The organism is Nitrospira sp. CMX1 (assembly GCF_054902215.1).
This window is the reverse complement of the sequence record NZ_JBUBKD010000049.1, coordinates 1-21120: the sequence shown is the minus strand read 5'-3', so window position 1 is coordinate 21120 and position 21120 is coordinate 1. Positions and strand designations below refer to the sequence as shown.

Below are 21120 nucleotides of genomic sequence, written 5' to 3'. Positions count from 1 at the left end.
GTGATCAATCGGGTCAACGAGGCCGCATCCTCCTGGCAGTGCAAAGTCGAGTTCATCGAGGGATGTATTTCGGCCACCATGCCGACCGCCTCAGCCGCCCCACACCAACACGAGTAGCGAGTGGTTCTTGGGCTTCCCATCTGCTTGAAAGCCTCGCCTCAGACTGGACCATTGCCCATATATGACTCGGGTTTTTCTGATTTCGTCTTCATAGAACCCCTTACAGGGCTGCATACCGCCTGATTATCTCTTGTGCGTTTACGGACGGTCCTCGCAAGCAAGAAAAGTCAACACGGGGCCTTAAGGGGATGCAGTCTGCATCGTGGGAATGTGCCACGGGGCAGCCCGCGATTTGGACGTTAGTCGAACGACTGGATACCACAAACTGCAGAAATACGATCTGGGAAGGCCCGCAACTTCCGCTGCTCTGCGGCCATCGTCACAATCCGCCAGATGACACGCAAGACTCAGCGTATCACTGAGATGTATCCAATGCACTCCCTCTGCGCCCCCCGCTTCTTCCCCAAAAGACCATTCGAAGGTTTTTTCATGCAGTAGCTCTGACAACTTTTGCTCAGAGGCCAGAGCGAACGGCTAGTTCTTATGGCCATGTCGGTACACTAAAACCCCTCCCACATTCGAAAGGAGACAGCCTATGAGTTCCTCCTCGAGCAGGCAGAGAACGTCATGCTAATGGGCCCGCCAGGGGTCGTCCAACGCATCTGGCCATTCTGAAATCTCCTTCTAAGGTGTCAGTATCGGGGGAGGGTTACGGATCTCTTTATGTGGGTACACCCGGAGTCCTCGATCAAACCTTGCTTCAGGTTCAGCTTTTTCCTGAGAAGAACTCAGGAGTTCCCCGATCGGCAGCCACCGTCAAGTGAAGGATACTGATGCCATACTGTTGTTAGCAACCAAAAGCACATGATCAATGATGCATCCAGGCCAACTCCACTGATACCGCACGTATCCCACTTTCTCCTCTCTATCCCCCCTTTCGAGATACTGTTCGGGTTAATTTTGACATGATAGTTATGAATGCGTAGTATGCGCAGCATACGAGGAGTCGACATACATGAACGCAGGTTCTGCTGATACCTTATCCGGACGCGAGCTTCCAATCATTGCAATTGATATTCCGGAGCCTGTAGCTCCAAGTTCATGCACTGTTAAAGGTCGTGCCACTCCACCGGCCACAAAGCGATACAAATATCGCATGATCGCTCTGGCATCGGTGCATGCCTATATCGCGTTCCACCTCATCTCCTGGCATGTGTTCGGGATTCAGATTTGGGGCAAGACGGCGATGATGGGCGTTCCATCACTTGCCAAAGGAACCATCAATGCCGCATCGATCATGGTGGCACTGATTTTAATCTCGATTTTAATCTGGGGACGAGCTTTTTGCGGGTGGGCCTGCCATATGCGCGGCGCGATTGAGTTTGCCGATTGGATCTTGCGTAAGTGCAACGTTCGGCAATACCTCAACCTGCGTGAAAAAAACATCCTCATTAATACACCTCATCGGTGGCTGCTGAGGATAGGGGCACTATTTGTGCTGCTCCTACCGGTCATTCTTTTGATCTTGAAGACTGGCTTTACTCCCCAGGTCAATGTCATGTCCCCCGCTCCTATGGCTGACCTCCCAGGATATGAAGGGAAGGCCTTCGCTCAAACAGCCCCGTTCAATCTTGATATCCGCCCCACCTGGAATGACTTTTTGGTATCGATCGGATTAGCACTGTTCATTCAATTCACCATGAGCATGATGTTGAATCTGCGGTATGGTCAAGGAGCATTCTGCAGAATTTTGTGCCCATACGCCCCGATGATGACGCCACTCATGAATATTTCGCCCATCCAATCCAAGATCACACGCGTTGCACAATGTACCGGCTGCCGAGATTGTAGCAACGCCTGTCCCCAGGGAATTGATGTCAGTCGAGAAATCTTCCATTTTAACGGCAAGGTCATCAACCGAGAATGCATTAAGTGCTATGCCTGCATCGACGCATGTGACGACCATGTTCTGAAAGACACAGCAGCCCCAGGCGTCCCTCAAACCGACAGGTTGAAACCATATGAGAAACGTCCTTGGCAACAGGAATTGATCAGAAAAGATGGCTATCAAACCAATGCACGGCACATGCAGGTCTATGAACCGCTCGGGCCGACGACTGATTTCCTATCCATCCTGGTTGCGTTGGTCGGCGGTGCCATCACGTCAAAACTCGGCGGATTCTGGTTTTATCCTGGAGCCATCGTCGCGTTCATTCTCTTCCGGCAAACGTGCATCATGGGTAGCAAGTGGGTGGTAGCTGTAAAAGCGCAACGGACAAGCACCCATAAGCATGACCGACAAATTTCCGCAGCAAGCCAATAGCGTGCAAATTCTCATAAGGAGTCAACGATGAGCGAGTCGCACAAAGATTATACGGCACACAGTCTAGGAAGCGCCCAAGAGCTCCTCCTGTTCATGCGGGAAAGAAAATCCTATTGGTTGGCTCCAGTGATCTTCGTACTGCTCATGATCGCTACGTTGATCTATTTTGCCGAAGGAGCGGCGGTTGCACCCTTTATCTATACAATCTTTTAAATAGATGCGAGGGAGCTCAACAGCTTTACGCACCGCGAGAGGGATGGCACCCCACGATGCATGGGTAAAGCTTTCTCTGATCCATACAGACCACACCGTTTACGGTGATACTGGCGATTGAGTGTCAGACGTCGCTCAAAGCTCTCGGATAATGTTCCAAGCTCGCAGGACATCGACGGTGAGTGCGGCGCCATAGGAGGGGCCATAGTCTCGCTCTGAGAGGTGCCCCATGCTGTCGTTCCAGGTTTCAAAGCGCACCGGCCCTGCTGAGGCTGCCAGCGACCAGGCGAACTGCTTCTGGCTCTGCCCTGTAGTATTCACAAAGATCCCGGAATCCCACATCAGTGCCAATTCGATTTCCCAGGTTGGAATCGTTTCACCGGTGGCCGTAGTCCGATACTGACCGATGGCAATCGCCGGCTGAACCAGCCCCGCCGTGCTTCTTACGGAGTGGAGTACCGCTCCGTTGCCCTGATAGCTAATCCGCCCCATCGCAGAGACCCGAACGTTGATATCGCCCCACTTCTCCGAACGCCACACCGACGGGGTAATCTGCAGTCGACGGATGCCGCCTCGCAGAAACCCTTGCTGGTAAATGCTGCCGACGGAAAATCCTCCACCGGCAAACACGACCTTGCGATCAAACAGGGAAATCCATCGAGTGATCGACCCATCGATCATGACATCGGTTTCCTTCCGCGGATCCACCGTGGGCACTGACGGCAGTTGGCGAAGCTGATGGACGACCTTATTCTGAAAATACTGGCTCGGTTCATCGCTGGTGGGACTGACCCCAGCTGTGAGATTGGTACTCCAGTTTTTCCACAACCAACTCGTTCCCGAATAGTCCCAATGTTTAGTCCAACTGAGTGTGATGAGGTTGAAGCCGAGCGTATTACCCACCGTAGAGTCATATTTATTCCCCAACCCATCTACTGGAGTAAATCGATTGAGCGTGAGTCCTGAGGTGGCCGTCGTATATTGGTCCGGGAATGCCGTGCTCCCCCAGTGCACAGAAGGAGCCGGTGACTCGCCTCGTACGGGACTCGCATTGAGCCCCACACAGAAGACGAGGGCGAAGAGCATCAGCGATCGGCGTATCAACCACCGTCGGACCTCTGTCGTTGAAAGACTCTCGCAGAGCCGAACACCACTGCCCCCACTTACTCCGAATTCAGAACCAACCAAATTGGATGGGATCCGTAACATCTGAATCACCCTTTCCGACATTGAGGATTTGCACCGAGAAAATCCTTCGCCCTGAACAACAGGAGGCATTCTACAAGATGCCACCCTATGTAGCGATCACATTCTTGCCCCGATGACGGCGTACAAACAGTCCTATCATCTCCAAGGCGAGAGTCCATGCGGCGCTTCTCCCTCGACAGGAATCCTGGTCCTATGCTAGCTTACGCGCTTACTTTTCGATTGTCGCCTCTTGCCCTGCGAACACGTGGATCGAAGGCATGTTTAAGAAGATTTTAGTCGCCAATCGCGGTGAAATTGCCATGCGGATCATCCGCGCCTGCCGCGAATTGAACATCGCGACTGCCGCCATTTATTCTGAAGCGGATTCAACCGGCATCTACGTGAAGAAGGCCGACGAGTCTTATCTGGTTGGACCGGGACCGGTAAAGGGGTTCCTCGATAGCGAGCAAATCGTGGACCTCGCCGCACGAATCGGGGCAGATGCGATTCATCCAGGCTACGGCTTTCTCTCTGAGAACGCAGAGTTTGCCGAACTCTGCCAGGCTTCCAGCATTACATTTATCGGCCCCTCCACCCATGCCATCACCCTAATGGGTAGCAAGGTCAAGGCTCGTGAACTTGCCGAATCAGCGGGCGTGCCGATCGTGCCTGGTACGGACGGCGCCATTACCAACGTGAAAGAAGCCCTCGCCTTCGCCCACAAAGCCGGTTATCCGGTGATGATCAAGGCAAGCGCCGGTGGGGGGGGTCGCGGATTGCGCGTGGTCCGGTCCGATGAGGAACTGCGCGAAAACATGGAAGTTGCTGCGCGCGAGGCTCACGCCTCCTTCGGAGACGGCAGCGTGTTTATCGAAAAGTACATCGAACGACCGCACCATATTGAGTTTCAGATCTTAGGAGACCGACACGGCAACATCATTCATCTCGGAGAGCGAGACTGTTCCATCCAGCGGCGACACCAGAAGTTGATCGAGATCGCGCCATCGTTGATCTTGACGCAGGAGCTCCGGGAAGAGATGGGCGACGCCGCGATCGCCATCGCGCGTGCGGTGAACTATGACAATGCGGGGACCGTGGAATTCCTCCTCGATCAAGAGGGCAAGTTCTATTTCATCGAAATGAATCCACGCCTCCAAGTCGAGCATACCGTGACTGAACAGATCACGGCGATTGACATCGTGCGGAATCAAATTAAGATCGCGGCGGGCCTCCCACTCAGCATCCAGCAGAAAGATGTGATCTTACAAGGACACGCCATCCAATGTCGGATCAATGCGGAGGACCCTAAAAACAATTTCCTGCCTTGTACAGGGACCGTCACGGCCTATCTCTCTCCCGGTGGGATCGGCGTGCGCATCGACGGAGCGGTCTATAAGGATTACACCGTCCCGCCCTATTATGACGCCCTGTTGGCCAAACTGACCGTCCGGGGCCGCACATGGGAAGAGACCGTCAGCCGTATGAGACGCTCCCTTGAGGAATATGTCATTCGAGGGCTCAAGACGACGATCCCGTTTATGGAAGCAATCATGCAGGAACCAGATTTTATCGCAGGGCGGTTTGACACGTCCTACCTGGACACGCACCAGGAATTGTATGCGTACCCGGAGTTTGAGCCGCCGGAAGATCTGGTACTGGCGCTCTCAGCAGCGATCGCTGCCTATGAAGGACTCTAGACAGGATGCTGAAAAAGTCGGTCATCGACGTTCCCTGCCTTCGCCGAAGCGCTTCGCGCAGGCAGGTCGTAGCGCTCAGAGGCTCAACCTACCAAGGCGTACGCCGTGCCTCTTCGTTCGCTGCGGCTGCACCCGTGGAACGGCGCATCTTGGATTTCGGCGAGCTCCCCTCGACAGGCTCGGGGCCTGAGCTTGTCGAAGACAGTCGAGCCGCGCGCCGGGATGGGGCGTGTGAGAACCAGGGCTTGTTGAACATCCGATTTGAACATCCAAATAGTATTCGCGTGTTAACTCCGTATAGACATGTCCATCTATATAGTTGGTATCAACCGGGTTTTCCCGCAGCCTATTCCGTCCGGCAAACCCACTGACTCTGAAGAGACACACGAAACATCATGGCGAAACGACGACCACTACCAAAGAAACAACAGAAGAAGAGTCGACCGGCTGCTCCATCGAGCAAGACCTCAAAACTGCTTGCCTCACGTCCCAGCGAGTTTACGATCACGCCGGCCGTCGGCAAACCGGTCTTGATCACCGACGTGGCCTTACGAGATGGGCATCAATCCTTGTTGGCCACGCGCATGCGGACCGAGGATATGCTACCGATCGCCCAGAAGCTGGACGCGGTCGGCTATTGGTCCCTGGAGGTGTGGGGCGGAGCAACCTTTGATACGTGCCTCCGCTTTTTAAAGGAAGACCCCTGGGAACGACTCCGAGCATTACGGGCGGCCATGCCCAATACCAAGCTCCAGATGTTGTTGCGGGGCCAGAATCTTGTCGGTTATCGGCATTACGCCGATGATGTGGTGGAACGGTTCATTGAGCGATCGGCGACGAACGGTATTGACGTCTTCCGTATCTTCGACGCACTCAATGACGTGCGGAACCTTGATCGGGCCGTGAGTGAAGTCAAGGCCTGCGGCAAGCATGCGGAAGCCACCATCTGCTATACAGTGAGTCCCGTTCATAGCATCGACCGGTTTGTCGATTTGGCCAAGAAACTGGAAGATCTCGGAACGGACACGATCTGCATCAAGGATATGGCGGGGCTGCTCGCACCACTTGATGCCTATCATCTGGTGCGTCGACTGAAAGCCGCTGTCAAGGTTCCGTTGCATCTCCATTCGCATTACACGTCCGGAATGGCTTCCATGACCTCGCTGATGGCGATCCTGGGAGGCCTCGATATGCTCGATACCTCAATCTCGCCGTTGGCGGGAGGCACATCTCATCCCGCGACGGAAACATTAGTGGCCTCACTCCAAAACACACCCTACGACACAGGATTGGAACTTGCCAACTTCCAACCGATCACCGAACATTTCCGGTCGGTTCGCCGTAAATATCGTCAGTTCGAGAGTGACTTTACCGGCGTCGATGCGGAAATCCTCACCTCCCAGATCCCCGGCGGCATGTTGTCAAACCTAGCCGCTCAGCTGACGGAGCAAAATGCCCTTGATCGGATGAAGGAAGTGCTCGACGAAGTTCCTCGCGTGCGAAAAGAAATGGGCTATCCTCCACTGGTCACCCCGACCAGCCAAATCGTCGGCACGCAGGCAACCCTCAATGTGTTGACCGGAGAGCGGTACAAGGTCATTACCACCGAGACCAAGAATTATTTTTTGGGACTCTATGGACGTGCGCCGGGACAGGTCGACCTCGATGTCATGGCGCGCGCAACCGGTGATGAAACCCCCATCAAGACCAGGCCGGCTGATCGATTGGAGCCGGAACTCGATGACGCCAAGAAAGAGCTGCCGGCTTCGGCTCAAAGCGTTGAAGACCAGCTGTCGTTTGTGCTGTTTCCTCCCATCGCACGTGACTTTTTCGAGGCACGTGAGAAGGGCGACTTGACCCCTGAACCTCTGGACATCGGATCGGCAAAGGGCCCTTCGACGGCGCACGAGTTACATTTGGCTCCGGTCGAGTTCAATGTCACGGTCCATGGCGAGACCTATCATGTGAAGGTCTCAGGCTCCGGCCGTAAGGTCGACGGCCACAAACCCTACTACATCCGTATCAACGATAAACTGGAAGAAGTCTCGCTCGAGCCGATTCAGGAAGTACTCGCCGGCGTTCCGGAGTCCCAAGAGATTGGGACGACAGGAAAGCCCAAGCGTCCCAAACCGGCAAAACCAGGTGATGTGGCTCCTCCCATGCCCGGTCGCGTGGTAAAGGTTCTTGTTGCCGTGAATGATTGCGTGAAGGCCGGTGATCCGCTCTTGATCATCGAAGCGATGAAGATGGAAAGTCGGGTACCGGCACCGATTGACGGGAAAGTCTCTGCGATCTTGGTCAACGACGGCGATAACGTCAAAACGGATGAGACAGTCATTCAATTGGAGTAGTCTCCTCGCTCATCCTCGGGCCATCCCATATCCGCCATGGACACGGGGACTATTCCTCCCCTACGTTCTCTGCTGTCTCATGGCCGCCTGTACTCCGCCCGCACAGATTCCACCCTACTTTGAGCCCTTAGCACGTACCCCGGTCGAACCCCTCCCGATCAAGACCGTTCTCGTCCATGGCCAACGGCTAGCCTATCTCGATGTCGGGACCGGCCCGCCGGTCATCTTGATCCATGGGTTTGGCGGTTCTATGTGGCAGTGGGAACATCAGCAACAGGGCTTGTCCCACCAGTTTCGCACCGTGACACTCGACCTCCCCGGTTCCGGACTATCCGACAAGCCAGATATTGCCTACCAACCCGATCAGATGATGGACTTCTTGGTTGGATTCATGGACGCGCTGGAGGTCCCCCATGCCACGCTCGTCGGTAATTCGATGGGAGCCGGCTTGGTCATCGGCATGGCACTGACACACCCGACCCGTGTCGACACACTCGTCCTCATCGATGGATTGCCGCCGGATATTCTGACCAACGTCACCGCTCCATCGTTCCGTCGTGCACTGGAATCACAGGCCCCGTGGTGGCTCGTGTCATTCGGAAACTGGCTGTTCGGCTGGCTGGTCACCGACTCGGTCCTGAAAGAGGTCATCCACGACCATAGCCTCCTGACACCGGCCGTCCTTGAACGCTCCAACCGCAATCGTCGGCGCCCCGGCATCATCAAACCCCTCATGGCCATGAAAAAGACCCTCCCCTTGTGGGAAACTGAGTTTGCGCCGCGTATCAAGGACATCGCGCACCCTACGATGATTATCTGGGGTGAGCATGACCAGGTCTTTCCCGCAGCGGTGGGAGCAGCGCTCCACCAGAGCATCCGGGGATCAACGTTCGTCACGATCCCCCAGGCCGGACATATGCCGCAATGGGAACGCCCGGACCTGGTGAACCGATCACTGATCGAGTATATTCACTCGTCACCCTAAACGGACAGTCTGCGTGAGGACCCTGAACAATCCTGTGTTGGGAAAGGAGCATACAATGCGGAAACAATCTTCTGGCTTCATCGGCACAATGCTGTGCCTCTCTGTTGCTGTCGTCGGTTGTCAGACGACAGCGAGCACCCCCTTCTTATACAAAAACCTGCCCGTATCCAACGATACGGCAGTCGCGGGCGAAGGCAATAAGGTCCTCTTCAAAGGCAACCCGCTGTCACTTACCGGTCACGGAGTGAAGGTCGGCGATGCGCTCCGTGATGTGAAGGTGGCACAGAATGACTTGTCCCTCGTGAACATCGGAGAAACCAAAGGGACAGGCAAGGTCCGGATCATCAGTATCGTCCCCTCCCTTGATACCCCGGTCTGCGAACAGCAGACCCATATTCTGAGCGAACGGAATAAAGGCCTCGATAAGATGGTGGAACTGATCACCGTCAGCGTCGATACCCCCTTCGCTCAAAAGCGATTCGCCGGAGAAGCCAAGATCGCCAACGTGACCTTCCTCTCCGACTATCGTGGAGGTGAGTTTGGGAAAACCCATGGCCTCTTCTTGGAAGGCCTGCACATTTTGACGAGAGCGGTCATGGTCATTGATAAGACAAACACCATCCGCTATCTTCAAATAACTCCTGAGGTTGCTCAACTCCCGGACATGGAAGAAGCATTCCAATTCGCCCGTCGGTTGGTCACCGAGAGTTAGGGGAAAACGCGGGGAAGGTCGTTGAGGCCGGGCCTCGTCTGGAATACGTCAATCGTTCCTGGCCCTCAACCTTCCCCTCTCTCGTTCAAGAGCCTCATGCCTCACTACGATTTACTCGTCATCGGTACGGGACCGGCAGGACAGAAGGCTGCCGTTCAGGCGGCCAAGCTCGGCAAGAAAGTCGGAATCATCGAGCGCAAGATGGTCCTCGGCGGCGTCTGCATCAATACGGGAACGATTCCCAGCAAATCACTCCGTGAAGCCGTCCTCTACCTGTCCGGATTTCGACAGCGCAACATCTACGGAGGCGAATACCGGTTGAAAAAGACGATCACGATCGAAGACCTGGCCTTCCGTGCCGATCACGTCATCAAACATGAGATACAGATCGTCCAACAGCAGATGGCCCGCAACCGAGTGGATATGTATTTCGGAACGGCCAGTTTTCTCGACCCCCATCGACTTCATGTACACACCCCTCGCGGAGTGGTCGAACTGACGGCCGACTTCTTCGTCATTGCCGTGGGAACCGAGCCGGCTCGGCCGTCTGAGGTTCCCTTCGATGATCACACGATTATCGATACAGACGGGCTTCTGTCCTTACGACATATTCCCAAATCCCTCGTCATTGTTGGAGGGGGCGTGATCGGAACCGAATATGCGTCGATGCTTGCCGCCTTGGGAGTTCCCGTCACACTCATCGATAAGCGTCCCCGGCTGTTGGAATTCGTCGACACAGAAATCATTGAGACACTCCAGCGCCAGATGAAAGAATTTGGCGTCACGCTCTATCACGACGAAGAAGTTGTCGCGATCACGCGAACAGGAAAGCAGGCGGTCCAGGTCTCCTTACGGAATCATCCACCGCTTCACACCGCCACGCTCCTGTATGCCATTGGCCGCGTCGGCGCGACCGCACCCCTGCATCTAGAATCAATCGGCCTCCACCCGGATATCCGAGGACGGTTGACCGTGAATGAACATTTTCAAACCACGCTTCCTCACATCTATGCAGCTGGCGACGTCATCGGATTCCCGGCGCTGGCGTCGACATCCATGCAACAGGGTCGACACGCAGCCAGCCATGCCTTCGGCCATCCGGATCGCATGGATACCGCACTCCTCCCCTATGGCATCTATGCCATTCCGGAAATCTCCATGGTCGGTAGAAATGAGGAAGAGCTCAAACAAGCCGGTATACCGTACGGCGTCGGCATCGCCCGCTACAAGGAGATCGCTCGTGGGCAATTGATCGGTGACGAAACCGGCATGCTGAAGCTCTTGTTTCATCGACACACTCGACATCTGTTAGGGGTGCACGCCATCGGGGAAGGCGCTACCGAATTGATCCACATCGGTCAAGCCGTGATGGCCTTTCATGGTAAAATTGATTACTTTATCGATACCGTCTTCAATTATCCGACGTTGGCCGAGTGCTATAAAGTCGCAGCATTGGACGGAATGAACCGCCTCCCCAGACCCTGGATTCCGTATCTCTAATGTGGGAGCACCTAGGGCTACCTGTTGACTTGTGAGTGTTGAAAGTTACGTTCCAGCTCAAAACAAACCACTTCCCACATCGGAGAACACATGTCATTCTCAAACAACCTCCGCAAACTCGCCAGCTCGATCTGGGATTCCCAATTGACGCACCCCTTTGTCGTCGCACTCGGCAACGGAACATTGCCTGAGCAGAAGTTCAAATATTACATCCTGCAAGATGCTCGATTTCTCGGCGACCTCGCGCGTGTATTCTCTGCTGCAGCCGTCAAAGCGCCTGACTCAGAGAGCGGCCTCCGTTTCAACAAGCTGGCAGAGGAGACGATCGTCGTCGAGCGCAGCCTGCACGAAAATTACGGCAAACGCTGGAACATGACCGCGAAACAGATGACCTCCGTTCCCATGGCGCCGACCAATTATGCGTACACCAGACACATGCTTGCGGTAGCCGCAACGGGGACAGCCACGGAAATCACCGTCGTGGCCCTTCCCTGCGCATGGGTCTACTGTGTGGTGGGACAACATTTATTGCAAAAAGGCTCACCGGCCAAGAACCATCCCTATCGTGAGTGGCTCATGCTCTATGCATCTCCCGAGTTTGCGGACGTCCAGATATGGATGCGGAAGAAAGTGGATCAGTGGGCCAAGACAGCCGGAAAAGACGAACTCCGACGGATGGAAGACTCTTTCATCATCAGTTCACGCTATGAATGGATGTTCTGGGACATGGCCTGGCGCGAAGAAAAGTGGCCGGTGTAAAAAGTGGACGGAGTCACAACGCTGGGGTTGATCGCCGGCACACTGACCACGATTGCGTTCATTCCTCAGATTGCGAAGGCCTGGCAGTCCAAATCAACCGGGGATCTGTCCTGGGGGATGGTCACGACATTCAGCACAGGCGTCCTGTTGTGGCTCATCTACGGCATCTGGATCGATTCGTTGCCCGTCATTCTCGCTAACGCCGTCACGCTCCTACTCCAATGTGGAATCATCACACTGAAATTCAAGTATGGGTAGTGTAATAGGACCTGCCCGCAGCCTACCAACGAGCAAGCGACCGAAACTGCTGATGGTGTGCCAATGGCACACGGCTGATAGTGGTGCAAGCCCATCACCTACAGGGGAGAACAGGCGTACGCTACGCCTTCTGCCTCGCCTTCGCCAACGCGAGAGCCATGGCGCTGAGCGGCTGAGGTGGTTGTGCGGTCTGGTTCGATCCAGATAGCCCTCGCCCGCGTTGAGCACCGGCTGCATTGGTACCGGACTGGGCAGGCACAGCCGGACGGCTTGCGGCATCATCAAGGCGCATCGTCAACGCGATGCGCTGGCGTTTCAGATCGACGTCGATCACCTTCACCTTGACCACCTGTCCCGGCTTCACCACCTCATGCGGATCCTTGATGAATCGATTGGCCAGTGCGGACACATGCACCAGCCCATCCTGATGCACCCCGATGTCGACAAAGGCTCCGAAGGCTGCCACATTCGTGACCACCCCCTCGAGCACCATACCCGACAGCAAGTCACTCACCGATTCGACCCCGTCACGGAACGTCGCCGTCTTGAATTCAGGCCGAGGATCGCGTCCCGGTTTTTCGAGTTCGCTGAAAATATCTTGTACCGTCGGCAGCCCAAACTTCTCATCGGTAAAATCAGCAGCCGACACCCCTTTCAAAACGGCCGGCCGGCCCATCACCTCCGCAATCCCCGTTCCTAATTTGCTCAGAATCCGTTCAACCAACGGATAGGCCTCCGGATGAACAGCGGAACAGTCCAACGGATTGTCACCGTCCGGGATGCGCAGGAAGCCTGCCGCTTGCTCAAACGTCTTGTCACCAAGCCGAGGAACCTTGCGGATCGCCGCCCGATTGGGAAATGGCCCGTTCGCATTACGATAGTCCACGATGTTTCGAGCTAACGCCTTATTGAGACCCGACACCCGTTCCAGTAACGGGACCGATGCCGTATTCACGTTCACTCCCACAGCATTGACACAATCTTCGACCGTAGCATCAAGCGATCTCGCCAACGCCTTCTGATCCACGTCATGCTGATATTGGCCGACTCCGATGGCTTTCGGCTCGATCTTTACCAGCTCCGCGAGCGGATCCTGTAACCGTCTCGCAATGGACACGGCCCCTCGCAAGCTGACATCCAACTCAGGGAACTCCGCCGCCGCAAAGGCCGAAGCCGAGTAGACTGATGCCCCTGCTTCGCTCACCACGATTTTGGCGAACTTGTATTCAGGCTTTTGAGCTGTGACCAGTTTGATTGCCTCCCCGGCCAACTTGTCCGTTTCCCGACTTGCAGTGCCGTTGCCGATCGCCAGCAATTCCACACCATGACGCACAATTAGCCGAACTAAGACCTCCAATGCTCCCTGCCAATCGTTACGTGGTTGATGAGGATAGATCGTCTCTGTGCCCAACAACTTTCCCGTCGCATCAACGACCGCCACTTTACACCCGGTGCGTATACCAGGGTCCAAACCGAGGATGGCCTTGGGCCCGGCCGGAGCCGCCAACAACAACTCATGGAGGTTTTTTGCGAAAATTCTGATCGCCTCCGCCTCAGCAGCTTCCCGCAATTGCACGAGCAGCTCCGCACTGATGGTCAGATGCATTTTCACACGCCACGTCCACTCACAGACGGCGGCCAACCACTTATCCGCCGGTCGACCTCGATCGGCAATTCCGGCATGAGCCGCAATCATGGCGACACAGGGATGTGGGACCATTGCGTCAAGCCCCTCTCCCAAACCCAGCTCAAGCTTTAACACCCCGAGGGTGCGACCCCGGAACAGTGCCAATGCTCGATGCGAAGGAATGGCCTTGATCGGTTCCGAATAGGCATAGTAGTCACGGAACTTTTCCTCTTCAGCTGTTTCTTTGTCCTTCATCACCGTGGAGGTCAAAATGCCCTCGTTCCACAAACGTGTTCGTATCGCGGCGAGAAGATCGGCGGTTTCCGCAAACCGTTCCATCAAGATGTCCCGAGCGCCTTCGAGTGCGGATTTGACATCCGGCACATTGACGGCCTCTACTCCGTCCGAAGCCGGCACCACGCGGATGTACTTGAGTGCCTCCTGCTCGGGAACCAACAGAGGATCGGCCAACAGGCCATCTGCCAATGGCTCCAGCCCTGCTTCACGCGCGATCTGCGCGCGTGTGCGTCGTTTCGGTTTAAATGGAAGATAGAGGTCTTCGACGGCCTGTTTGGTCGTAGCCGCCTCGATCGCCGTGCGTAAGGCGTCCGTAAGCTTCCCTTGCTCCTCAATGGAAGCCAACACGGCTGCGCGCCGCTCCTCCAGCTCACGCAGATAGCGCAGGCGCTCTTCCAACGTCCGGAGTTGCGTATCGTCCAGATTCCCTGTCGCCTCTTTCCGATACCGCGCAATAAAGGGAACCGTCGCTCCTTCATCGAGTAATGCCACCGCAGCAGCTACTCGTGGACCGCCGACACCGAGTTCCTTGGCGATGAGCGGAACAATCTTGCGCTGCAGGACATCGGATGCGATTTGAATTGTTTCAGTCGTTTCAGTCGTCATCGGCATCAAACGCCTATCTTTCCGAACGCGTGATCTACCCGCGCTCTCTGAGAGGTGAAGAAGAGGACGTCACTGTAAAAAGAAGAACGATTCACGTTCAGGAGGACAGAACAAGACAGGAGAACGATCCATGGGCTAGTGCGAAAGAGTTCCGAACGCGGCAAATAACTGCCCAGCCAGGTAATGAGTCCCCATGCCGTCACCAAACCGCTTGCGGCGGAGAAAATCGTTGAACACTCGACCATCGGTCGTTTTGTGGATATCGGGATATCGAAGATTCATGCGATACCGCTCAATCCCCCGTGATAGTGAACTGACGAAGAGCACGGTTCCATCGGGCTCGACCTTCTCCACCACGCCGATATGCGTGAGCGGATCATTGGGTACGCCGTCTCCATTGAAATCCCAGGTGTTATGAAAAAAGACCAAGTCTCCCGGATGAATGGTCGGGCCGTAATGAATCCGACCATGTTCGACCACATGGGTGTAGATGCGCCCTACCCCGTTTCCTCCATCCAGCTCTCCTAATCCACTATAGAGATCGACCCGCTGTGAGGCATACACCCCTCGCACAAACCCAGAACAATCGGGATTATAATTTCGGCCACCGATCTGAATTCGAGACTGTCCGACAAAACGCACGGCCGTTTTAGCCAGTGCCGTCTGCCCTGGCATCCCTTTGGCCATAGCACAGCACAACATTCCTCGCGTGCCCGTCGTGGGAATCATCGTCCGATCAGAGGCGGCCGACTGGCGGGCGTTGGCGGCACAGCCGGAGAATGTCCCCGCGAGCAACAAGGTGAGAAGCCCTATTGTGCAACAGGAACGGAACAAAGGTAGATTCATTGTCCTTCAGTATACAGATCCGCTGCTGGAAGACAATACCTGCTCTCTGATTCCACGACCCGCCTGATTCAGCCCCGCAGCATGGATCGAGAAGTTCCGCACGCCACCGTTACCCACCCGCACTGCCCACCGGCCCGCCTGGCTCCGTCATGCGCCACGGATCGAGGAGTTCCGCAAGACGCTTCTCTGCCAACACCTTCTGCTCCTTCGCCACCTGCCGCACGGTCTTCCCGGACTTATACGCGTCCTTGGCCAGTTTGGCCGCAGCTTCATACCCGATCTCCGGCGCCAGCGCCGTGCACATGGCCAGACTTTCCTCGATGAGGCTCTTGCAGCGTTCTTCATTCGCTTTGATGCCTTCGACACATTTCGCCGAAAAATTACTCGATGCCGTGGCAAGCAGTTCGATAGACTGAAGCAGGTTATAGGCCATCACCGGCATCATCACGATCAGTTCAAAATTAGCGGCCTGCCCACCGACCGTCACCGTGACATCGTTTCCAATGACTTGGGCACAGACCATCGTCACGGACTCGGCAATGACCGGATTGACCTTGCCCGGCATGATGGACGATCCCGGTTGCGTCTCCGGTAGATTGATTTCACCGAGTCCACAACGAGGACCGGACCCCAGCCACCGAATGTCGTTGGCAATCTTCATCAGACTCACCGCAACCACGCGTAACTGCCCGCTCGCCTCAACGAGCGAGTCTTGAGCCGACTGCGCTTCAAAATGATTCTTGGCTTCTTTGAACGAACAGCCGGTCTCTTTCGAAATAATTGCCATCACCTTGGCAGAAAACTTCGGATGGCAGTTCAGCCCCGTCCCCACAGCAGTTCCACCTAAGGCCACCTCGCTCAACGCGTGCTGCGCTTGTTTCACCCGTTCAATCCCAAGCTCGATCTGACGAGCATAGCCGCCGAATTCTTGCCCCAATCGAACCGGCGTCGCGTCTTGCAGGTGCGTACGTCCGATCTTGACGATCGTGTCGAACTCCTTGGCTTTGGCCTTCAAGACCTTGTGAAGACGAGTCAACGCCGGCAGGAGTTGCTGCTGCATCATCTCGGACGCGGCGATATGAATGGCCGTGGGAATCACGTCGTTGCTTGACTGGCCCAAGTTGACATGGTCATTCGGATGCACGAGCTTGCTGCCTCGTGCCCCACCGAGCAATTCCGTGGCACGGTTGGAGATGACCTCGTTCGTATTCATATTCGTGGAGGTCCCTGACCCTGTCTGGAAAATATCCACGGGAAACTCGGCATCCAGCTTGCCCTCGACCACTTCGGTAGCCGCCCGTTTAATGGCCTCTGCTGGTTTCTTGTCCAGCAACCCAAGAGAGTGATTCACCGTCGCAGCCGCTCGTTTAATCATACCCATCGCCCGAATCACCGAACGCGGCATCCGAAGCGGGCTGATCGGAAAATTCTCAATGGCACGGGCGGTCTGCACTCCGTAATACGCGTCGGCAGGAACAGCCAGTTCCCCCATGGTGTCTCGTTCAATGCGAGTCGGTGTCGACAGGGTATTCTGATCTTTTTTCATGCACAGTGCTCCATCTGTAAGAGGTTCCAACTCCTTGCGGGCGTCATGATAAACTCTGCACGCCACCTTTCACAAGAGCATGGACAGCCCGCTGACCGCTGATACGTCAGCCGGAAGGTGCTCGTACAGCACTCGATATTCCCTCTCATCGGAGTTGGATGATCGACAGCGTAGAAATGCTGTTCACTCGTTGGGAGGTAGCACTTCCAATTTACGATCTTCTCCTCGCCCATACGTGGATGAGGTCTCGCACGGAGAACAACTGCTGAAGTGAAAACGGCAGGAGCGGAAGGCTAAAAATCGGGAACGTCTGATTCATGAGGCGAGTCTACGCCATCTAGTTAGACACCTTGTACGAGTGACGAGATCAGGTTTGGTTCGCCTCTGCACCCCTCACACTCAAGTAACTTTTTCCTCAACTCCATTTACTTTCTCAGCCTCGGGATGAAAGGTATACACAGGTTCGCGTCTCACGCCCGTAAACAACTGCAGGATATCGACGCCCATCCCGGTCAAGACAAGCGACCATCCACCGACGATCATCCACCAGACCAACGAAAACATATCTGAAGGCTGGTCAAAGTTGAACACCGCGACGACCCCTCCGAGCGCCAGCATCATGCCGACCGTCATCAACACGTAGCAGAAAATTTTCATCGTCACCTCCTCACACATACCCGCTGTGTGAACAAGCTCGATCGTCTTATGGAGAACCACCCTCCTTTCTCGTAGCGACTTCTCGACTCAGATGACACCCCACCTCTGGCATGCTCGAGTGTGTCGCATGACACGGAAGGCACTCTACTTGATTCCACCAGCAACGCAATCCAGTTGAATGTCTCTGGCAGGTAGATCTGATTGGACCGGTATGATCTTTACGCCGAATGGCCTACCCGCATTACTAAGGAACATCTTGCTTCAAGAATAGTCGTCGTTTGTTTCTGCGATCGTGAGTTCCAGGTTTCATGTTCAACGCTTCAAGATACGCGGGCCTGAAACTTGAAGCCGCTGACCAAAGCGATTCACAAGATCCGCTGGAGCCAAAGACTCGACGAGGCTCGGGATCCTGAGAGCTTCAGCAAACTGAGAGGAGGGTTGTCGAATGGTGATGAACGACCATAAACACTGTAGGCTAGTGACAGCGGCCTTTCCCCTTATCGGTGAAGGTTTTCCCAGCCTCAGGCACAAATTCCCATTCGTAGCTGGTCGGATGAAGAATCAGTTTGAGAACGCCGAAGGTATCGCTGTTTCTCACCTGACTCCCGTTCTTGATGGTGCCAAACTCGGCATGATGTGCACCACCAGTCCCGACGATGAACGAGCGGATCCCGTGTATCTTGTCGACTCGACCATCAGCATCCAATGGTGCGAACCGTTCATAGTCATGATCATGGCCGGAGAGCACAAGGTCAACGCCCGCAGCGTAGAGCGCCTCCCAGATCGCGCTCATGACGTTGTTGTTTTGGTGCCGACCGGACGAAAATCGTGGATGATGCCAATAGGCCAACGTGCAGAGGGATGGATGTGTCGCTAAATCTTCGCGAAGCCATGCGAGCTGGGCTGACGTTGAATCACAAGCCACCATCCGGCATTCGCTGTTGCTGTTCAAGGCAATCACATGCCATGCTCCGATATCGAAACTGTAATACCCGTGCTCACGTGGTCCTGCTGCAGCTCCAAAGTACGTGTAATAGCCCTCGCCAAGTCCTTCGTGGTTCCCAATGCTCGGATGGGTCATCGACTTCAATCGACCCCACGAACGATCATACGAACTTTGAAAGTCTCCAAGAGCACCTGTGGGATATTGATTGTCTCCCAATGTAAGGACGGCAGCCAAACCATCGATCTGCAACGCCAATTCAGAAGTCTCCATCTGTCGACAGACCTCGACCAGAGTGAACTCGTGCAAGGGTCCTTTGTCAGACGGCGGGCACGCGATATCACCGACCGCCACAATAAGAGGATCCGCTGAATCCATCACCTCGGCAGGTGCCCACAGAGGACAGAGAACCAGGGCACACAGACCGAGTAAAACTCGTTGAGCAACTCCGACCATCACATTCCTGTATGACATTCTAACGATTGAAGCAGAACACCTGTGTGAGATGCAAATATTAAGGCCCAACGAGCTAAGCGGACCGCCTCACAGCAACGTCATTGCCGCGTGACGGATTTCAAGCGGTGGTGAGCCAAGACACAAGTCTCTCAACCCACAATAATAACCTCGCACCACGATCTATCCCCCACCCACGCAACCGGCACCATCGCCCTTGCCGTTCACTCAATTACTCTACGCGCATCGCGCCCTCCTACCCACTCAATACCTGCAGCGCTCCAAGGGGCTTCCTTCGCCAGTCGAAAACATTTACACTGTTGAAATTACGCAGAATCATGATCAGAACCAATGCGCTCATTCGTCATCTCCTATCGCGTCATCGGGCTTGCCACGAGAGACTGCCTACTCACACACACGACTCTCGCTGTAAACGGCAATACCCCTTCCATCCTTGTCCAACCCACTGCATCCCGATACGGATTGCCTGGTCATAGAAAGATCCTTACATGAGACGGAGATCTATGCGAGGGGAGGTGCGTCATGCACGATCTCCCAGAACGAGTCATTGAAACGAGATGATGTAGCCCAACGTGCGGCAACAGGTGTGGAACGACTACACACATGATACTGGCACCTTACAAGAAGGAGGAGCAGATGAAGCACGGATTTTCTTCTATCATACGATTGCTCACGATAGGTGGATGCGTCCTGACCATCGTGGCAACGTCCGTACAGGCGCAAGAAATCATCAACAAAGGAGGCGTGACAGGGGTGCAGGTCACTCCAGGAACTAACCAGACGGTCGACTTTGTCACAGCCAGGGTACGTGCCATCCCCAAAGCTCCCATGAGCGTCTCTGCACAGGCCGGACAGGATTTCATTCACAATCTCGTCAATCAACTCCAATCCTCCGCTCAAACCTCCGCTGATGTCGATGCCGGCGAAACAGCGGGTTTCGAAGGTGATGGAACCACTGATCCGGTTGAACTTGGAGTGCCGCTGATCGCACTTGATATGCAGGAAGGGCCTGAATTCCAATCCCAGCAATTCGGCCTGTCCAATCATCCCTTCAGTACGGCTCGCGCAGATCTCGCCTCGGGTCCGACGAAAGTTCCGACTCCGACGAATATGATGTATCCGTATCGGGCAACCGGCAGACTGTTCTTTACGATCGGCTCCGACACATTTGTGTGTTCCGGCTCACTGATCAAACGAGGCCTTGTCGTCACAGCGGCTCACTGTGTCACCGACTATGGAACGAAGAAACTATTTACGAACTTTAAATTTGTCCCGGGGTACCGGCAGGGACAAGCTCCCTACCGCGTATGGACGGCATCACGGGTATGGGTCCCAACTGGATACTTCAACGGTGCGGCGACTCAATGTGCCCCTACTGCTCCCGGTGTGGTCTGTAAGGATGACGTCGCTGTCATCGAATTGGCTCCTCAGACGAATCCCACCTATCCTGGCACTTGTACTGGGTGGTATGGCTACAGGTGGAACCAGTGGGGAGTCACTGGGCGGGGCCTCACGCAAGTGACTCAACTCGGCTACCCCGTCGCACTTGATGGAGGACTCTTGATGCAGAGGACTGACTCACAGGGGTTTGTCGCATCGGCCACACTCATGAGCAACATGATCATTGGGTCACTGATGACAGGCGGATCAAGCGGTGGACCATGGCTCAACAATTTTGGAATTCAGCCGGTGAGCAGCGAGAGAGTAGGCATCTATGCCACTCCCAACATCGTGGTCGGAGTGACCAGTTGGGCCTATATCGATACCACGATCAAGCAGCAGGGAGCGAGTCCGTTCACGAGCTCGAATATCGTGACCTTAGTCAACAACGCCTGTGCCGGTTCCGACCCACGTTGTTCATGAGGGACAGACTACCGAGCGATGAGGACAGCCGACGGGCAACTGTTCCGGTTACTCCCAACGCCAGCGCATCCGAAGAGACGAGGGATTCCCACAGCAAATCAGGGAACCGCGTCTTTTCGACGAGGATGACGTCATTGAGAGGTAAAACGAAAACGGCCCGCCTGAGGAGGCGGGCCGTTACTGCGGAAGAACCTCTTTCAACTAGTTTACGCCAC

General features: G+C 55.1%; 16 protein-coding genes. 10 read left to right on the top strand and 6 right to left on the bottom strand.

Annotated features, from left to right (window positions below; all coding sequences use genetic code 11):
• Positions 1-1075 precede the first annotated feature (1075 nt).
• Together ACYX34_RS13180 and ACYX34_RS13175 are read left to right on the top strand one after the other, a co-directional pair.
• Positions 1076-2383: a 4Fe-4S binding protein gene (locus ACYX34_RS13180; protein WP_462077029.1), complete on the top strand. Its 1308-nt coding sequence runs from the start codon at positions 1076-1078 to the stop codon at positions 2381-2383.
• 27 nt (positions 2384-2410) lie between these two features.
• Positions 2411-2596, top strand: coding sequence for a DUF5989 family protein (locus tag ACYX34_RS13175; protein ID WP_462077028.1), 186 nt, complete (start codon positions 2411-2413; stop codon positions 2594-2596).
• A gap of 135 nt (positions 2597-2731) precedes the next feature.
• Here the strand turns inward: ACYX34_RS13175 and ACYX34_RS13170 are convergent, their stop codons facing one another.
• The gene (locus ACYX34_RS13170) at positions 2732-3805 is read right to left on the bottom strand and encodes a hypothetical protein (RefSeq protein WP_462077027.1); all 1074 of its coding nucleotides are present in this window, start codon (positions 3803-3805) and stop codon (positions 2732-2734) included.
• A gap of 257 nt (positions 3806-4062) precedes the next feature.
• Between ACYX34_RS13170 and accC the strand changes: the two genes are divergently transcribed.
• From accC to ACYX34_RS13135, 7 genes are all read left to right on the top strand, one after another.
• Positions 4063-5481 (top strand): acetyl-CoA carboxylase biotin carboxylase subunit, encoded by a 1419-nt coding sequence (gene accC, locus ACYX34_RS13165; RefSeq protein ID WP_462077026.1) that lies wholly within the window; start codon positions 4063-4065, stop codon positions 5479-5481.
• Between the two features lie 395 nt (positions 5482-5876).
• Positions 5877-7832 carry a sodium-extruding oxaloacetate decarboxylase subunit alpha gene (gene oadA, locus ACYX34_RS13160; RefSeq protein ID WP_462077025.1) on the top strand — a complete coding sequence of 652 codons (1956 nt, stop codon included), beginning with the start codon at positions 5877-5879 and terminating at the stop codon, positions 7830-7832.
• A 79-nt stretch (positions 7833-7911) separates the two neighbouring features.
• A complete protein-coding gene (locus ACYX34_RS13155; protein ID WP_462077024.1) occupies positions 7912-8817 on the top strand; it encodes an alpha/beta fold hydrolase in 906 nt (301 codons plus the stop codon).
• Positions 8818-8872: 55 nt separating this feature from the next.
• A complete protein-coding gene (tpx, locus tag ACYX34_RS13150) occupies positions 8873-9529 on the top strand; it encodes a thiol peroxidase (RefSeq protein WP_462077023.1) in 657 nt (218 codons plus the stop codon).
• A 96-nt stretch (positions 9530-9625) separates the two neighbouring features.
• Positions 9626-11029 (top strand): Si-specific NAD(P)(+) transhydrogenase, encoded by a 1404-nt coding sequence (gene sthA, locus ACYX34_RS13145; protein ID WP_462077022.1) that lies wholly within the window; start codon positions 9626-9628, stop codon positions 11027-11029.
• Between the two features lie 90 nt (positions 11030-11119).
• Positions 11120-11788 carry a thiaminase II gene (gene tenA, locus ACYX34_RS13140; protein ID WP_462077021.1) on the top strand — a complete coding sequence of 223 codons (669 nt, stop codon included), beginning with the start codon at positions 11120-11122 and terminating at the stop codon, positions 11786-11788.
• A gap of 3 nt (positions 11789-11791) precedes the next feature.
• Positions 11792-12046, top strand: coding sequence for a SemiSWEET transporter (locus ACYX34_RS13135; protein ID WP_462077020.1), 255 nt, complete (start codon positions 11792-11794; stop codon positions 12044-12046).
• 121 nt (positions 12047-12167) lie between these two features.
• Here ACYX34_RS13135 and ACYX34_RS13130 read toward each other — a convergent pair whose 3' ends face one another.
• From ACYX34_RS13130 to ACYX34_RS13110, 5 genes are all read right to left on the bottom strand, one after another.
• Positions 12168-14576, bottom strand: coding sequence for a Tex family protein (locus ACYX34_RS13130; RefSeq protein ID WP_462077019.1), 2409 nt, complete (start codon positions 14574-14576; stop codon positions 12168-12170).
• A gap of 135 nt (positions 14577-14711) precedes the next feature.
• Positions 14712-15422 carry a CHAP domain-containing protein gene (locus ACYX34_RS13125; protein WP_462077018.1) on the bottom strand — a complete coding sequence of 237 codons (711 nt, stop codon included), beginning with the start codon at positions 15420-15422 and terminating at the stop codon, positions 14712-14714.
• A 109-nt stretch (positions 15423-15531) separates the two neighbouring features.
• A complete protein-coding gene (locus ACYX34_RS13120) occupies positions 15532-16968 on the bottom strand; it encodes a class II fumarate hydratase (RefSeq protein ID WP_462077017.1) in 1437 nt (478 codons plus the stop codon).
• Between the two features lie 399 nt (positions 16969-17367).
• On the bottom strand, positions 17368-17625 hold the full coding sequence (locus ACYX34_RS13115) for a hypothetical protein (RefSeq protein ID WP_462077016.1): 258 nt from the start codon (positions 17623-17625) through the stop codon (positions 17368-17370).
• A 475-nt stretch (positions 17626-18100) separates the two neighbouring features.
• A complete protein-coding gene (locus ACYX34_RS13110) occupies positions 18101-19042 on the bottom strand; it encodes a metallophosphoesterase family protein (protein ID WP_462077015.1) in 942 nt (313 codons plus the stop codon).
• A gap of 603 nt (positions 19043-19645) precedes the next feature.
• On the opposite strand from ACYX34_RS13110, the gene ACYX34_RS13105 reads away from it, so the two are divergent.
• A complete protein-coding gene (locus ACYX34_RS13105; RefSeq protein WP_462077014.1) occupies positions 19646-20905 on the top strand; it encodes a trypsin-like serine peptidase in 1260 nt (419 codons plus the stop codon).
• The last annotated feature ends 215 nt before the right edge of the window (positions 20906-21120 follow it).

Coding starts and splice junctions, on each gene's coding strand:
- ACYX34_RS13180 (WP_462077029.1), top strand. CDS start 1,076: ATGAACGCAGGTTCTGCTGATACCTTATCCGGACGCGAGCTTCCAATC.
- ACYX34_RS13175 (WP_462077028.1), top strand. CDS start 2,411: ATGAGCGAGTCGCACAAAGATTATACGGCACACAGTCTAGGAAGCGCC.
- ACYX34_RS13170 (WP_462077027.1), bottom strand. CDS start 3,805: ATGTTACGGATCCCATCCAATTTGGTTGGTTCTGAATTCGGAGTAAGT.
- accC (WP_462077026.1), top strand. CDS start 4,063: ATGTTTAAGAAGATTTTAGTCGCCAATCGCGGTGAAATTGCCATGCGG.
- oadA (WP_462077025.1), top strand. CDS start 5,877: ATGGCGAAACGACGACCACTACCAAAGAAACAACAGAAGAAGAGTCGA.
- ACYX34_RS13155 (WP_462077024.1), top strand. CDS start 7,912: ATGGCCGCCTGTACTCCGCCCGCACAGATTCCACCCTACTTTGAGCCC.
- tpx (WP_462077023.1), top strand. CDS start 8,873: ATGCGGAAACAATCTTCTGGCTTCATCGGCACAATGCTGTGCCTCTCT.
- sthA (WP_462077022.1), top strand. CDS start 9,626: ATGCCTCACTACGATTTACTCGTCATCGGTACGGGACCGGCAGGACAG.
- tenA (WP_462077021.1), top strand. CDS start 11,120: ATGTCATTCTCAAACAACCTCCGCAAACTCGCCAGCTCGATCTGGGAT.
- ACYX34_RS13130 (WP_462077019.1), bottom strand. CDS start 14,576: ATGACGACTGAAACGACTGAAACAATTCAAATCGCATCCGATGTCCTG.
- ACYX34_RS13125 (WP_462077018.1), bottom strand. CDS start 15,422: ATGAATCTACCTTTGTTCCGTTCCTGTTGCACAATAGGGCTTCTCACC.
- ACYX34_RS13120 (WP_462077017.1), bottom strand. CDS start 16,968: ATGAAAAAAGATCAGAATACCCTGTCGACACCGACTCGCATTGAACGA.
- ACYX34_RS13115 (WP_462077016.1), bottom strand. CDS start 17,625: ATGAAAATTTTCTGCTACGTGTTGATGACGGTCGGCATGATGCTGGCG.
- ACYX34_RS13110 (WP_462077015.1), bottom strand. CDS start 19,042: ATGTCATACAGGAATGTGATGGTCGGAGTTGCTCAACGAGTTTTACTC.
- ACYX34_RS13105 (WP_462077014.1), top strand. CDS start 19,646: ATGATACTGGCACCTTACAAGAAGGAGGAGCAGATGAAGCACGGATTT.